The sequence below is a fragment of the Paraburkholderia lebeckiae genome (assembly GCF_050436225.1).
GTDB classification, from domain to species: Bacteria; Pseudomonadota; Gammaproteobacteria; order Burkholderiales; family Burkholderiaceae; genus Paraburkholderia; species Paraburkholderia tuberum.
In genome coordinates, this window is record NZ_JBNDLU010000001.1 from 3,110,833 (window position 1) to 3,126,013 (window position 15,181).

Sequence of the window (15,181 nt, forward strand, 5' to 3'; positions counted from 1 at the left end):
CTCAGCCAGCGGTTTTGGTCTTCGGGCCCACGCGCTCCTGGTATTCGCGCGGCGTGCAGCCGAGTTCGCGGCGAAATACCGCATACATGTATTGCAGCGACGTGAAGCCGCAACGGATCGCGACTTCCGCGCTCGACGCATCGCGTTTCGCGAGCAGCGACTTCGCGACGTCGAGCTTGTGGCGCAGGATCTCCTGATGCACGGTGCACTGACGCTCGCGCCGGAAATACTCTTCGAGCGACGAACGCGAGACGCCCACATAGTCGGCCACCTGCTCGGTGCGAATGCCCTGGCACGCGTACTGGCGAATGAAATGGCGGGCGCGCATCACGTAAGGACTCGCGAGCGGCTGATGCCGCGTCGATTCGAGCACGTTGATGCCGACCGGCGGCACCAGAATGCGGCGCCCCGGAAAGCGCGCGCCGTGCAGCATCTGATGCAGGATGTGCGCGGCGGTACGGCCCATTTCCTCGGTGCCCTGGATCACCGACGACAGCGGAATGCGCGTCAGCGTCCGCGTGAGCGGGTCGTTGTCGATGCCGATGATCGCGACTTCCTCGGGCACCGGAATGCCCGCGATCAGACATGCCTGCAACAAATGGCGCGCACGCGCGTCGGTCACCGCGATGATGCCGACTGGCTTCGGCAGTTGCCGCAGCCACGCGGTCAGCTGTTCGATGGCCTGGTTCCACGACGGTGCGCTCGTCGACAGACCGCGATAGATCTCGCTATCGATCTGCGCCGCGCTGCGTCCGTCCGCGCTGCGCAGATGCGCGAAGGCGAGTTCGCGCTGTTGCGCCCAACGGTTTTCCTGCGCCTGCGGCAGGCTGTACAGCGCGAAGTTTTCGAGGCCCGCGCCGATCAGGTGCGTGTACGCGAGCGACACGAGCTTGCTGTTGTCGGTCGCGATATAGGGTAAATCCGGGGGGTACTGCGTCGGGTCCTCGTACGACGAACCGACCGCGACCACCGGCAGTGGACAGTCGCGCAGGGCTTCATTAACGGCGGGATCGTCGAAGTCCGCGATGATGCCGTCGCCGTCGAAGCGCTGGATACCCGCGAGCCGGCAGCGGAAATCTTCTTCGAGGAAGAGATCCCACGCGACCCGCGTCGACAGCAGGTAGTTGCCGATGCCGGTGATGATCTCGCGATCGTAGACCTTGTTCGCGTTGAACAGCAGCGCGATGCGATGGCTTGTCTGAGGTGCTTGTGGACGGGTCATGGCGGTGAGCGGCGGGTGGATCGATGGACCACGCGCCTTTGTCTCCATTGTGTCGGGTGCCTGGGAGCAACCCCGTTTTTAAGCGTCTGGTTATTCTAGGCGCCGAATCGCGCGACGGCACTAAACAAACGCGCGGGCGGTAAGAAACATCAAGCGAGCTGCGCAATTTCGCAATTGCCGGCACATCGTGCAAGCGGCAGCATGGCGTCACTTTGTCGATCTGCGCGGCTTCTCGCGTGGATTGCAATGCAACATACATTGGAGACGCCGATGTCCTACTTCGAACACATTTCAGAGATTCGTTACGAAGGCCCGCAATCGGACAACCCGCTCGCGTACCGTCACTACGACAAAACGAGGAAGGTACTCGGCAAGACGCTCGAGGAACATCTGCGTATCGCCGTCTGCTACTGGCATACCTTCGTATGGCCCGGCGTCGACATCTTCGGTCAGGGCACGTTCCGGCGGCCGTGGCAGCAACCCGGCGACGCAATGGAGCGGGCGCTGCAGAAGGCCGACGCTGCGTTCGAATTCTTCTCGAAGCTCGGCACGCCGTACTACACGTTCCACGATACCGACGTCGCGCCCGAAGGCGCGAGCGTGAAGGAATACAGCGAGAACTTCCTGCGCGTGTCCGACTACCTCGCGCGCAAGCAGGAGGATACCGGTGTCAAATTGCTGTGGGGCACCGCGAATCTGTTTTCGCATCCGCGTTACGCGGCCGGCGCCGCGACTAATCCGAATCCGGAGGTTTTCGCCTTTGCGGCGACCCAGGTGCGTCATGCGCTCGACGCGACGCTGCGCCTCGGCGGCGAAAACTACGTGTTGTGGGGCGGCCGCGAAGGCTACGACACACTGCTCAACACCGACCTCGTGCGCGAGCGCGAGCAGTTCGCGCGCTTCCTGCACATGGTGGTCGAACACAAGCATCAGATCGGTTTCAAGGGCGCGCTGCTGATCGAGCCGAAGCCGCAGGAGCCAACCAAGCATCAATACGACTACGACGTCGCCACCGTGCACGGCTTCCTGCTGCAGCACGGCCTCGACAAGGAGATTCGCGTCAACATCGAGGCGAATCACGCGACGCTCGCGGGGCACTCGTTCCATCACGAGATTGCGACCGCATTTGCGCTCGGCATCTTCGGTAGCGTCGATGCGAATCGCGGCGATCCGCAAAATGGCTGGGATACCGACCAATTTCCCAACAGCGTCGAGGAACTCACGCTGGCGTTCTACGAGATCCTGCGCCACGGCGGCTTCACGAGCGGCGGCATGAACTTCGATGCGAAGATGCGGCGCCAGAGTGTCGATGCGGAAGACCTGTTTTATGGCCACATCGGCGCGATCGACAACCTCGCGCTCGGCCTCGAACGCGCCGCGGTGCTGCTCGAAAACGAGCGCCTCGAGCAGTTCAAGCGGCAACGCTACGCGGGCTGGGATGGCGAGTTCGGCCGCAAGATCCTGTCCGGCGACTACTCGCTGTCGACGCTTGCGGCGGACACGCTGGCGCGCGATCTGAATCCGCGGCATGTGAGCGGGCAACAGGAACAGATGGAAAACATCGTAAATCAGGCGATTTATAGCGGACGTTGAATAAAGATCGCGCGGCCACGTCGACCGCGCGCACCAGCAAGCTGTGGGTTGTCGCTTGTCCGAGTCTGCGGCTCGCAGCGCAGACCGATACGTCCGGTATTCCGGCTATCACTACACAAAGGAGACATCAATGAAATTCGCAATGCGTCGTAACGTACTTAGCTCGCTGTTGTGCGGCGCGGTACTCGCCAGCCTGTCGCTCGCCGCGCCGCTCGCGCACGCCAGCAAGGATCATCCGGAAATCGGTTTCTGTATCGACGATCTGCGTGTCGAGCGCTGGTCGCGCGATCGCGACTATTTCGTCGCCGCGGCGGAAAAGCTCGGCGCGAAGGTGTCGGTGCAATCGGCCGATGCGAGCGAAGAGCGTCAGATCTCGCAGATCGAAAACCTGATCTCGCGCGGCGTCGACGTGATTGTGATCGTGCCGTTCAACTCGAAGACGCTCGGCAACGTCGTGGCCGAAGCGCGCAAAGCGGGCATCAAGGTCGTGTCGTATGACCGCCTGATTCTCGACGCCGATATCGACGCCTATATCTCGTTCGACAACGAGAAGGTCGGCGAGATGCAGGCGCAGGGCGTCTATGACGTGCGTCCGAAGGGCAACTACTTCATGCTCGGCGGCGCACCGACCGACAACAACGCGAAGATGCTGCGTCAGGGCCAGCTGAAGGTGCTGCAACCGGCGATCGACAAGGGTGACATCAAGGTGGTCGGCCAGCAGTGGGTGCCGGAGTGGAGCGCATCTACCGCGCTGCGCATCATGGAAGACGCGCTGACCGCGAACAACAACAAGATCGACGCAGTCGTCGCGTCGAATGACGGCACCGCTGGCGGCGCGATCCAGGCGCTCGCCGCGCAGGGCCTCGCGGGCAAGGTACCGATCTCGGGTCAGGATGCCGACCTCGCTGCCGTGAAGCGCGTGGCGGCCGGCACGCAGACGATGACGGTCTACAAGCCGCTGAAGCTGATCGCGAGCGAAGCGGCGAAGCTGTCGGTCGCGCTTGCCAAGGGTGACAAGCCGGCGTTCAACGCGCAATACGACAACGGCAAGAAGAAGGTCGATACGGTGCTGCTGCAGCCGACCAAGCTGACGAAGGCGAACCTCGACACCGTCGTGAAGGACGGCTTCTACACGCAAGAGCAACTCGCGAGCAAATAACACGGAGACGGGCCCCCTATATGAACGCCACGCTCCCGGGTCATGGCGCCCGGGAGCGTGGTCGAACATCGGCCCAACTTGCAGCGAGGCATAGCGAATGACGCAACCTCTTCTGACGATGCGCGGCATCGTCAAAGCTTTTTCCGGCGTGAAGGCGCTCGACGGCATCGATCTGACCGTATCGCCGGGCGAATGCGTGGGCCTGTGCGGCGAAAACGGCGCGGGCAAATCGACGCTGATGAAGGTGCTGTCCGGCGTGTATCCGCATGGTACGTGGGATGGCGAAATAACCTGGGAAGGCGAGACGCTGAAGGCCGCGAGCGTACGCGACACCGAACGCGCGGGCATCATCATCATCCACCAGGAACTGATGCTCGTGCCGGAGTTGTCGGTCGCGGAAAACATCTTTCTCGGCAACGAAATCACGCTGCCCGGCGGGCGCATGAATTACGCGGCGATGTATCAGCGTGCCGACGAACTGCTGCGCGAACTCGGCATCAGCGGCATCAACGCCGCGCAGCCTGTGATGAACTATGGCGGCGGCCATCAGCAGTTGATCGAAATCGCGAAGGCGCTGAACAAGCGCGCGAAGCTGCTGATCCTCGACGAACCGTCGTCGTCGCTGACCGCCTCCGAAATCGCGATTCTGCTCGATATCGTGCGCGATCTGAAACGGCGCGGCATTGCCTGCGTGTACATTTCGCACAAGCTCGACGAAGTCGCGGCCGTCTGCGACACGATCAGCGTGATTCGCGACGGCCGCCATGTCGCGACCGAGCCGATGCACGCCCTGACGACCGAGCGGATCATCTCGCTGATGGTCGGCCGAGAGATCAAGAACCTGTTTCCGCGCGAGCCGCATCCGATCGGCGACGTGATCTTCGAAGCGCGCAACGTGACCTGTTTCGACGTGACGAATCCGCGCCGCAAGCGCGTGGACGACGTGTCGTTCTCGTTGCGGCGCGGCGAAATTCTCGGTGTCGCCGGGCTCGTCGGCGCGGGCCGCACCGAGCTGATGCAGGCGATTTTCGGCGCGTATGCAGGCATCAGCGAGGCGCATGTCGTGCTCGACGGCAAGCCGCTGAAAATTCGCGCGCCGATCGACGCGATTCGCGCCGGCATCGCGATGGTGCCCGAGGATCGCAAACGCCACGGCATCGTGCCCGGCATGAGCGTCGGTCATAACATCACGCTTGCGGTGTTGCAGCGTTTCGCGTCGGGCGGACGTATCGATTCCGCGGCCGAACTCGACACGATTCAGACGGAAATGAAGCGGCTTTCCGTGCGCGCCGCGAATCCGATGTTATCGATTGCAAGTCTGTCGGGCGGCAATCAGCAGAAGGCCGTGCTCACGCGCATGCTGCTGACCAACCCGACCGTGCTGATTCTCGACGAACCGACACGCGGCGTCGACGTCGGCGCCAAATACGAGATCTACAAGCTGATCTTCCAACTGGCGCAGCGCGGCATGTCGATCGTGATGGTGTCGTCAGAATTGCCGGAAGTGCTCGGTATCAGCGACCGAGTGCTCGTGATCGGCGAAGGCGAGTTGCGCGGCGACTTCATCAACGACGGTCTCACGCAGGAAGACATTCTCGGCGCCGCGATCCGCCCCGTGCATCTATCTTCGAACCCAACCGCAGCGAGTGCCGCATGACTCCCGAAGTAACTTCCCAACGCACCGACAACGCCGCGCCGCGAAGCGCATTCGGCGGCACGCAACGGATCCAGCAACTGTTCGCGCGCTACAAGATTCTCGCGCTGCTGATCGCCGTCGCCGTGATCTGGATTTTCTTTTCGGCGCTCACGCACGGCGCGTTCGTTACGCCGCGCAACCTGTCGAATCTGCTGCGGCAGATGTCGATTACCGGCATGCTCGCGTGCGGCATGGTGTTCGTGATCATCGCCGGTGAAATCGATCTGTCGGTCGGTTCGCTGCTCGGTTTGCTCGGCGGCGTCGCGGCGATTCTCGACGTGAACCGGCACTGGCCGATCGGCGTGACGATTCCGGTTGTGTTGCTGCTCGGCATCGCGGTCGGCGTGTTCAACGGCTGGTGGTCGACGTATCGGCGCGTGCCGTCGTTTATCGTCGGGCTCGGCGGCATGCTCGCGTATCGCGGCATTCTGCTCGGCATTACCGGAGGGTCGACGATCGCGCCGGTGTCGGACAGCTTCGTGTTCGTCGGCCAGGGCTATCTGCCGCGGCTCGCCGGCGACACGCTCGCCGTCGTGCTGTTCCTGCTGCTGGCATTCCTGACGATCCGCCAGCGCGCGAATCGGCAGCGTTATCAGTTGCGCGTCGTGCCGTTCTGGCAGGACGTCGCGAAGGTGATCGGCGCGGGCGCGATTCTCGCCGGCTTCATCGCGATGCTCGACAATTACGGCGGCATTCCGGTGCCGGTGTTGTTGCTGCTCGCGCTGCTCGGCGTCTTCTCCTGGATCGCGACGCAGACCGTGTTCGGACGCCGCATCTACGCGGTCGGCTCGAACCTCGAAGCGACGCGGCTCTCGGGCGTCAACACCGACCGCGTGAAGCTCGCGATCTTCGCGCTGATGGGGCTGATGTGCGCGTTCGCCGGCATCGTCAACACGGCGCGGCTCGCGGCCGGTTCGCCGTCGGCGGGCTCGATGGGCGAACTCGACGCGATCGCCGCGTGCTTTATCGGCGGCACCTCGATGCGCGGCGGCTCCGGCACCGTGTATGGCGCGCTGATCGGCGCGCTCGTAATGGCGAGCCTCGACAACGGCATGTCCATGCTCGACGTGGATGCGTACTGGCAGATGATCGTAAAGGGCGGCATCCTCGTGCTGGCCGTGTGGATCGACGTGGTGTCGGGTTCGAACCGCCGTTGATCCGGTCGCATGATCCCCTGATTGAATCAAGCGCAAGGTTCGCGGTGTGCCGGCGGTGACTTACGCCGGCACAGCGCCGCCTCTGCGCGGTCGCAGTTAATGAAACACCCCACGACTTTCCCCCGCCGCTTTCAGTCCCCGCCTTCCCACGCCGCACGGCCGCTCGGGGTTCACGCGCGCATTTAAGTCTCACGCTCGCCGATTCGTCTTATTACTATTCGCAGACAAAGACGGGTGCATCGGCGCTGTCGCCGCTTTCCCACCATCGAGCCAGCCGAGCGAGCCATGCCATGTTGACGCGCAGAACCTTTCTGCTTGGCGGCGCCAGTGCGTTGGGCGGGCTGCTGGTCGGCTGGGCCGTGCTGCCGCCGCGCCAGCGCCTGATGACGTCGACGCCGCTGCCTACGCAAGGCAGGCAGGTCGCGCTAAACGGCTGGGTCAAGATCGACGCCGACAACCGCGTGACGATCATGGTGCCGAAGGCCGAAATGGGGCAGGGCATCCATACGGGGCTTGCGATGCTGCTCGCCGAGGAGCTCGACGCCGACTGGCCGCAGGTGAAAGTCGAAGAGGCGCCGATCGACCGGATCTACAACGCGGTGCAGAGCATCGTCGACGATCTGCCTTTTCGCCCAGACGACGACAGCTACATCCGGCGCGGCACCGTGTGGATCACGAGCAAGGCAGTGCGTGAGATCGGCACGATGATGACGGGCGGCTCCTCGAGCATGAACGATCTCTGGACGCCGATGCGCGAGGCCGGCGCGTCGGCGCGCGTGATGCTGATCGAGGCGGCGGCCGAGCGCTGGGACGTGCCGGCCCGCGAATGCCACGCGGAAAAGGGCTACGTGCTGCACCGGTGGGGGCACAAGGCGACGTTCGGCGAGTTGTCGTCGATGGCCGCGCGCCAGCCGCTGCCGCGCAGCGTCGTCCTGAAGCAGCTGGCCGACTTCAGGCTGATCGGCCAGCCCGTGCGGCGCATCGAAGCCGCGTCGAAAATCGACGGTGCGGCGCGCTTCGGCATCGACGTGTTGCCCGACGGTTTGGTCTATGCGAGCGTCGTGATGTGTCCGACGCTCGGCGGTACGGTCGCGCATTTCGATGCGACGCCCGCGCAAAAGATGCGGGGCTTCATCAAGGCGTTCGCCGTGCCGCCGTACGCGGGCGGCACCGGCGGCGTGGCCGTGATTGCGGACAACGCGTTTCGCGCGATGAGCGCGGTCGAGGCGATCAACGTGACCTGGCATGACGGCGCGGCCGCGAAGGTGTCGAGCGCGGCCGTGGACTGCCGCCTCGTCGAGGCGCTCGACCATGCGGACGGCCACGTGTATTACCACGTCGGCAATGTGGACAACGCGATGAGTCGCGCGGCGCGCACGATCGAAGCGGTCTATCACGCGCCGTACCTCGCGCATGGCGCGGTCGAGCCGCTGAACTGCACGGTGCAGGTCGCGGACGGCGCAGCGACCGTCTGGGTGTCGACGCAGATGCCGCGGCTGGCGCGGCATCATGCGGCGAAAGTGCTCGGCCTCGACGTCGATCTCGTCGATGTACAGACACAGTTGTTGGGCGGCGCGTTCGGCCGGCGCCTCGAACTCGATTTCGTCGCGCAGGCCGCGGCGATCGCGCGCGAGGCCGATGGCCGTCCGGTGCAAACCATCTGGTCGCGCGCGCAGGACTTCACGCACGACTTCTACCGGCCCGCATGCGCGGCATGGCTTCAGGCCGGCTTCGACGAGCACGGCAAGCTGGTCGCCTGGCACGCGAAGTCGGCGGGCCAGGCGATCGTGCCGGATGCGCTCGCGCGTTACTACGGCGTGCCGCACATCCCGATCGACAAGACTACCTGCGAAGGCGCGTTCGATCAGCCGTACGAGTGGCCGGCCGCGCGCGTGTCGCACAAGATAGTCGAATTACCGGTGCCGATCGGCTTCTGGCGCTCGGTCGGCCACTCGCATCAGGCCTTCTTCACCGAGAGCTTCACCGACGAAGCCGCCGCCGCGGCCGGCCAGGACCCGATCGCGTTTCGCGCGATGCTGCTCGCGCAGCATCCGCGTCATCTGGCGGTCCTGAAGCGTGTCGAGAAGTTGTCGGACTGGGGGCGTCCGCTAAAACCCGCCGCCGATGGCGCGCGTTGCGCTCGTGGCGTCGCGTTGCACGAGGCGTTCGGCAGCGTGGTCGCGCAGGTCGCGGAGGTATCGATCGGCGCGAACCGGCAGATTCGCGTGCATCGGGTGGTGTGCGTGATCGATTGCGGCTTGCCGGTGAATCCGAACCTGATTCGGCAGCAGATGGAAGGCGGCATCGTGTTCGGGCTGTCGAGCGCGTTGCAGAACGAGATCACGATCGTCAACGGCCAGGTGCAGCAGAAGAACTTCGTGGACTTTCCGGTCGTGCGGATGAACGGGTGCCCTGCGATCGAAGTCGACATCATGCCGAGCCAGTTGCATCCGCAAGGTGTCGGCGAGCCTGGCGTGCCGCCGATTGCGCCGGCGGTGGGCAATGCGGTGTTCGCACTGACGGGGCAGCGTTTGCGGACGCTGCCGTTGCGGCTTGCATGACGGACGTCGGATCAGCAAAAGCTTGCGGTGTAGCGCGGCGAGTCAGGAGGCAAGCATGGCGGTACTGAGTATCAACGGACGCAGGGTGATGGTCGATGCCGACCCGGACATGCCGCTGCTATGGGTACTGCGCGGCGATCTCGGCATGACCGGCACCAAGTTCGGCTGCGGCGTGGGCATCTGCGGCGCGTGCACGATCAATCTCGATGATGCCGCTTGCCTCGCATGTCAGACGCCGATGTCGAGCCTGCATACGCAGAAGATCACGACGATCGAGGGTTTGCAGGGACGCGAGGCGCAGGCGCTGAAGTCTGCGTGGATCGAACTCGATGTGGTGCAGTGCGGTTATTGTCAGAGCGCGCAATTGATGGCGGCTTGCGCGTTACTGAAGCGCAAGCCCGATCCGACCGATGCCGACATCGACGAGGCGATGACGCCGGTGGTGTGCCGTTGCGGCACGTATCCGCGGGTGCGGGCGGCGATACATCAGGCGGCGGCGAAGGTGCGCGAGAGCTGAGCCGCTCTTGCGCGCCGCCGCCCGCCCAACTCAATTCGCCAACATTTCGACCACCGCGACCACTGCGGTGAAGATACCGATGCATCCGCCCAACGTGACTACACCCTGCATGAATGGCGACATACGAGACCCCGTAGCGTGAAGTGGTGTCACGTATTTAACCGAAAGTGAAAGCAAAAAGAAAGATTGTCAAAAATAAATCGTAAGGCGGCCGATCAAGGCGCTTTCGCAGTTGCGGCCGCCGACGCTCCCGACTTCGCGGACGGCTTGGCCGCGACAGGTGTTGCCTTCAGCTGCGGCCGCGTTTCGCCCGGCGTGCTTTGCCCGCCAACTTCCCACCCGCCGCCCAGCGACAGGAACAGATTGACCTGATCGACCGCCACCTGGCCCTCCGCCGCCGCGAGCTGCGACTTCGTGGCCGTCAGCGTGCGCGTCGCGTCGAGATCGGAGATGAACGACTCTCGCCCGGCGCGATATAGCCGATGCGTTTCATCCGCCGATTGCGACGCAGACTTCAGCGCCGCGCGCAGCGATTCGGCGCGCGCGTAATCGGACGCGTACGTAGCGAGGTTGGTCTCGGTTTCGCGCAGCGCGGTCAGCACCACGCCGTCGAACTTCGCGAGCGCGACCTGGCTCGACGCTTCGGCTTCGTGGACCCGTTGGCGCGCGCCATTGGTCGGGAAGGTCCAGCTGATCAGCGGACCGAAGGCCCAACGCGCAGTCGGCGAGGTGGGAATGTCTTCCAGAATGCCCGTGAAGCCCGCCGACGCGCCAATGCTGATGCTGGGATAAAGCGCCCCGGTCGCGACGCCGATGCGCGCCGTCGACGCCGCGAGCTGACGCTCGGCTTCGTGCACGTCCGGGCGTCGCCGCAGCAGCCCGGCGCCGTCGCCGATCGGAATCGGCTGGTGGATTTGCGGCAGCCGGTCGCAGGCGAGCACGGCCGGCGGCAATTGCGACGGTGCCTGGGCGAGCAGCATCGCGAGCCGGTATTGTGCGATCTTGCGGCGCGCGGTGTAGCGCGGAATGTCGGCCGTCAGAGTCTCGACCTGAGTCTGGCCGCTCGTGACCGCGGTCTGGTTTCCGCGTCCCGCGTCGCGCAGACGGCGCGACACGTCCACGCGCTCCTTCTGTAGCGCGAGCGATTGCTGCGCGATGCGCAGCTCCTCGGCCGCCGAGCATTGTTCGACGTACGAGCGCACCACGTCCGCGACGACAGTGATGCGCGCGAGGTCGCCCGCGGCTTCCACGGCCTCGGTATCCGCCGCCGCCGCTTCGACGCCGCGGCGCAGCTTGCCGAACAGGTCGATTTCGTACGAGACGTTGATGCCCATGTCACCCAGGTTGGCGACCGGCAGTTTCTCGAAGAGCAGGTATTGCTCGGCCGATTCCTGCGCGCGCTGGATCGCCACCGACGCGTTCCCCGAAAAACCGCCCTGCGCTTGCGCTATGCCCAGCGCCTCGCGCGAGCGCGCGAGATTCGCGGTCGCGACGCGCAGGTCGGTATTCGATTTCAACGCCTGGTCGACCAGACCGTTCAGCACCGGATCGTCGTACAGCTTCCACCAGACGGTCGGCAGATTGAGGGTTGACGTCAGCTTGGGATCGGCGCCCTCGATCGCTCCGTTCGCGAGCGGGGCATTGACGAGCGCCTGTTTCGGCAGCGTGTAGTTCGGCCCGACGTTGATGCAGCCGTTCAGCGCGACGGTGAGCGGCAACAACGGCAGCAGTGGCAGCAGCGGCAGCAGCGGCAAGCGCGGCGCCAGCGAGGACAAGGTACGCACGAACTTCATTGCGACGCGCCCGACGGTGCGGTGGCCGACCCGGCCGCCTCGGACGCCACCGACGAACCCGGCGCCGCCGGCGCAGCCGAAGCGGCGACTGTGCCAGATGCGCTACCCGTGCCCGACACGGCTCGTCTCCTGAGCGGCGACAGGTCACGCACCGACACCGTAGCGGTACGCCCCGCGATCAGGCGGAAATCGGCGGGCACTTCATCGAGCGCGACCCGCACCGGAATGCGCTGCGCGAGCCGCACCCAGCTGAACGCCGGGTTCACGTTCGGCAGCAGATTGGCGCTTTGCGTGCGGTCGCGGTCTTCGATACCGGCGACGATGCTCTGCACGTGCCCGCGCAGCGGCTTCGGCTCGCCCATCACGATGATGTCGACCGGCTGGCCGATGTCGATGCCGCGCAGCTTGGTTTCCTCGAAGTAGCCGTCGACGCGAAACGAATGCATGTCGACCAGCGCGACCACCGCGCGGCCGGCCGCGACGAATTCGCCGGCGCGCGGCGCGCGGTCGTTCAGATAGCCGTCTACCGGGCTTTTGATCGTCGAGCGCTCGAGGTTCAGCTTCGCGGTGTCGATCGCGACGTTCGCGTCGGCGAGCGCGGCTTCGCCCGCGTCGACGCGCGAGCGGCTTTCTTCGAGTACTTCGGCGGCGACGAGGTTGCCGAGCTGACGATTGCGCGCGTATTCGCGGTGGGCCTGATCGAGCGTCGCGCGGCGCTGCTGCGCCGTTGCCTCGGCCTGTCGCAATGCGAGCGTGTAGCGCGCCTGATCGATCCTGAACAGCACCTGGCCCTGCTTGACCTGCTGGTTGTCCATGACCTCGACCGACGAAATCAGTCCCGACACGTCGGGCGCGACCTGGATCACGTCGGCGCGTACGCGCCCGTCGCGGGTCCACGGCGCGAACAGGTAGTAGTCGACGAGTTTCCACAGCACCAATGCTGCGACCACTACGACGATCAGGGTCAGCAGGATCTGACCGACGGAGAACCAGGTTTTTTTCACGTTATTAGTCTGTGCGAAACGACGACGACAAGGCCCAGCACCAGCACATAGACGCCGAGATCGAAGATGGAGCGATGCCAGACGAAGCGGTAAAAGCCGGTGTAATCGAGCGCGGTGCGAATGCCGAGGTTGATCAGATACGCGATCAACATCAGCACCAGCACGGCCGGTACGAACACGCCGAAGATATCGATTTCACCGATCATCGCGGGAACTGGGAAAAGGGGGGGCGGGGTGGGCAAGCGCGCGCAAGCAGGGGCGCAAGAATGGGTGCGTCACGCGGCGGCCTCCGGTTCGGACGGCGTTGGTTTCGTGAGGGTCGCCGGAAACAGCGAAAGACGCAAGCCGACCAGCGCGTGCAGCGCATCGCGCAACTGACGCGCCGAGGTCTTCGAGGTCTCGGTCGGCGCCGCGGCGTTGGCGAGCCCCTGTGCGGTGACGCGCGCGACGGCCACGTCGATCAACGACATCAGGCTGTCCGGCACCGGCTCGCGGTGGCGTCGATCGATGCAGCTCTCGTAGTATGTACGCACTCCATCGAGAACATGGTCGATCGCGCCGGCCGCTTCGCCGCCGAGCTTGCGTGTGAGGCGGCGCAGGTCCAGCGCGTTGAACCCGATGCGCAGATCGCGGAAGCTCTCGATCGACGGATGGCGTTGGTCGTCGGTGGCCGCGAGGCGCGGGATCAATTGCATCAGCCGGTCGAGCATGCGCGCGGCGAGATTGCGCGGATCTTCGATCGGCCGCGTCGACGCGGTCAGCGCGACGTCGGCCCAGCTCGAGCGCAACAGGCGCGCCGCGGCCAGCTCGGCGCCGAAAGGGCGCGTTACGCGGGTCCACAGGTATGCATAGAGCAGGCCGGAGAGGCCCGCGAGGTTGGCGTTCAGGAACGTCAGGAAGTTCGCGTCGTACGCGTCCTGAATGCTGATGAAGGTGGCCGTGTTCACCGCGACCAGCACCGTCACCATGTTGAACTGCGGGCGCGGAATCAGCGTGCCGACCAGAATGAACGGCGCGGCGAACAGGATTACCAGCATCGGGAAGTCGTGCACCTGCGGCAGCACGACGAACAGATAGAGGCCCGCGGCCACCACGGCGACGCCAGTCGCGAGGAAGAAGCGGAACACGAACGGCGCGGGCTCGTCGAGCGCTGCGAAGAAGCAGCAGGCGACCGCCGCGAGCGTGACCGCGCTCGCACCGTCGTTCCAGCCCGAGCCGATCCACAGCGCGCACGCGAGCACCACAGCCGCGGCCGCCGACACGGTCGCGAACAGCATCATGCCGCGATCGTAGAAGCGCTCGGTGCCGCCGAGCCGCCAGTGACGGAAATGCGGCCGCCACGAACCTTCCTCGCGCGTGATGATGATGCGCAGCGAGCGGCAGTCTTGCCACACGTCGATCACTTGCGCGAGGCGCCACAGTGCATTCGACAGCAGCGCGCCGTCCCAATGCGCGAGCGCGGCGGCGGGCGGGTGCATCGCGGCGACGCGCGCGCGCAGCGCGTTGGCGGTCTCGTCCGCGTGATAGCCCTCGCTCGGCGCGGGCAGCGGTTGATTGAACCACTTGATGACGTCGTCGATCAGCGTCTGAAGTCCTTCGGGCCAGTGTTGCGGGCCGTTGTTGTAGAGCGCGAGCAGCGGATCGGCGAGCGACGACATGATCGGCAGCAGCAGTTGCATGCGGCCACGTAGTTCATGGGCGCGCGCGAGGACGTCGGGCCGCGTGTGATCGTAGGCGAGCTGGCTCAGCAGCAGTTCGAGACCGTTGATCGTGCTCGCGAGTCGTTGCCGGGCACCGGAAATCGCCGAGCTTGCGATGCGGCCCGACAGCGTTTCGGTCGCGTAGAACGCGGCGTCGCGAAACCATGCGTCGGTGCGCTCGATGATCGTCGGCGCGAGCCGGCTCGGAAACACCGCGCTGCCGACGATGCTCGCGCAGACGATGCCGAGAATGATCTCTTCGGTCCGGCTCACGGCGAGATCGAAGACGCCGGTCGGATTCGTCACCGACGGCAGCGCGATGATCGGCATCGTATAGGCGGCCAGCATGAACACGTAGCTGCGCGCGGTGCGGTCCGACACCGCGAGGTAGAGCATCGTGCCGGTCCACGTCGCGACGATCACGCTGAACAGGTATGGCGATTCGACGAACGGCGGCACCAGCAGCACCGCGCCCGACGCGCCGAGCGCAGTGCCCAGCGCACGATAGATCGCCTTCGAGCGGGTCGCGCCGACGAACGGGTTCGACACGATGTAGACGGTCGCCATCGCCCAGTACGGCCGCGGCAGTTCGAACGCGAGGCCGATGTAAAGCGCGAGCATGGCCGCGGCGAATGTTTTGATGGAAAACAGCCAGTCGCGGAGAGTGGGATAGACCATAAACCGTTACTCGGAATCGGCGTTGTGCGGCGCGGTGGCTCGTGCGCCGCGCTTGGTGGACTTGCGCGCCTTGGCGGTGCCGCGTGATTTGCCGGCCGTTT

11 protein-coding genes are annotated in these 15,181 nt (G+C 65.0%); 6 read left to right on the forward strand and 5 right to left on the reverse strand.

Annotated elements, in window-relative coordinates; all coding sequences use genetic code 11:
• Position 1 precedes the first annotated feature (1 nt).
• The gene (locus OKW45_RS14545) at positions 2 to 1,222 is read right to left on the reverse strand and encodes a XylR family transcriptional regulator (RefSeq protein ID WP_026226481.1); all 1,221 of its coding nucleotides are present in this window, start codon (positions 1,220 to 1,222) and stop codon (positions 2 to 4) included.
• A 270-nt stretch (positions 1,223 to 1,492) separates the two neighbouring features.
• Here OKW45_RS14545 and xylA point away from each other — a divergent pair, with 270 nt between their 5' ends.
• The 6 genes from xylA (at position 1,493) to OKW45_RS14575 (ending at position 9,905) form a co-directional block, all read left to right on the forward strand.
• The gene (gene xylA / locus OKW45_RS14550) at positions 1,493 to 2,815 is read left to right on the forward strand and encodes a xylose isomerase (RefSeq protein ID WP_429469114.1); all 1,323 of its coding nucleotides are present in this window, start codon (positions 1,493 to 1,495) and stop codon (positions 2,813 to 2,815) included.
• Between the two features lie 130 nt (positions 2,816 to 2,945).
• The gene (gene xylF, locus OKW45_RS14555) at positions 2,946 to 3,974 is read left to right on the forward strand and encodes a D-xylose ABC transporter substrate-binding protein (protein ID WP_018424220.1); all 1,029 of its coding nucleotides are present in this window, start codon (positions 2,946 to 2,948) and stop codon (positions 3,972 to 3,974) included.
• Positions 3,975 to 4,071: 97 nt separating this feature from the next.
• A complete protein-coding gene (gene xylG, locus OKW45_RS14560; protein WP_429469117.1) occupies positions 4,072 to 5,631 on the forward strand; it encodes a D-xylose ABC transporter ATP-binding protein in 1,560 nt (519 codons plus the stop codon).
• Positions 5,628 to 6,827 carry a sugar ABC transporter permease gene (locus OKW45_RS14565; RefSeq protein ID WP_429469120.1) on the forward strand — a complete coding sequence of 400 codons (1,200 nt, stop codon included), beginning with the start codon at positions 5,628 to 5,630 and terminating at the stop codon, positions 6,825 to 6,827. The genes xylG and OKW45_RS14565 overlap by 4 nt, the downstream gene beginning before the upstream one ends.
• 290 nt (positions 6,828 to 7,117) lie before the next feature.
• The gene (locus tag OKW45_RS14570) at positions 7,118 to 9,388 is read left to right on the forward strand and encodes a xanthine dehydrogenase family protein molybdopterin-binding subunit (RefSeq protein WP_429469123.1); all 2,271 of its coding nucleotides are present in this window, start codon (positions 7,118 to 7,120) and stop codon (positions 9,386 to 9,388) included.
• 55 nt (positions 9,389 to 9,443) lie between these two features.
• On the forward strand, positions 9,444 to 9,905 hold the full coding sequence (locus OKW45_RS14575; RefSeq protein ID WP_429469125.1) for a (2Fe-2S)-binding protein: 462 nt from the start codon (positions 9,444 to 9,446) through the stop codon (positions 9,903 to 9,905).
• A 215-nt stretch (positions 9,906 to 10,120) separates the two neighbouring features.
• Here the strand turns inward: OKW45_RS14575 and OKW45_RS14580 are convergent, their stop codons facing one another.
• The 4 genes from OKW45_RS14580 to OKW45_RS14595 form a co-directional block, all read right to left on the reverse strand.
• Positions 10,121 to 11,698, reverse strand: coding sequence for an efflux transporter outer membrane subunit (locus tag OKW45_RS14580; protein ID WP_018424225.1), 1,578 nt, complete (start codon positions 11,696 to 11,698; stop codon positions 10,121 to 10,123).
• Positions 11,695 to 12,702 (reverse strand): efflux RND transporter periplasmic adaptor subunit, encoded by a 1,008-nt coding sequence (locus OKW45_RS14585; protein ID WP_429469128.1) that lies wholly within the window; start codon positions 12,700 to 12,702, stop codon positions 11,695 to 11,697. Before OKW45_RS14585 ends, OKW45_RS14580 begins: the two co-directional genes overlap by 4 nt.
• Positions 12,699 to 12,908: a DUF1656 domain-containing protein gene (locus tag OKW45_RS14590; RefSeq protein ID WP_018424227.1), complete on the reverse strand. Its 210-nt coding sequence runs from the start codon at positions 12,906 to 12,908 to the stop codon at positions 12,699 to 12,701. The genes OKW45_RS14585 and OKW45_RS14590 overlap by 4 nt, the downstream gene beginning before the upstream one ends.
• A 69-nt stretch (positions 12,909 to 12,977) precedes the next feature.
• Positions 12,978 to 15,080 carry an FUSC family protein gene (locus OKW45_RS14595; RefSeq protein WP_429469131.1) on the reverse strand — a complete coding sequence of 701 codons (2,103 nt, stop codon included), beginning with the start codon at positions 15,078 to 15,080 and terminating at the stop codon, positions 12,978 to 12,980.
• Between the last annotated feature and the right edge of the window lie 101 nt (positions 15,081 to 15,181).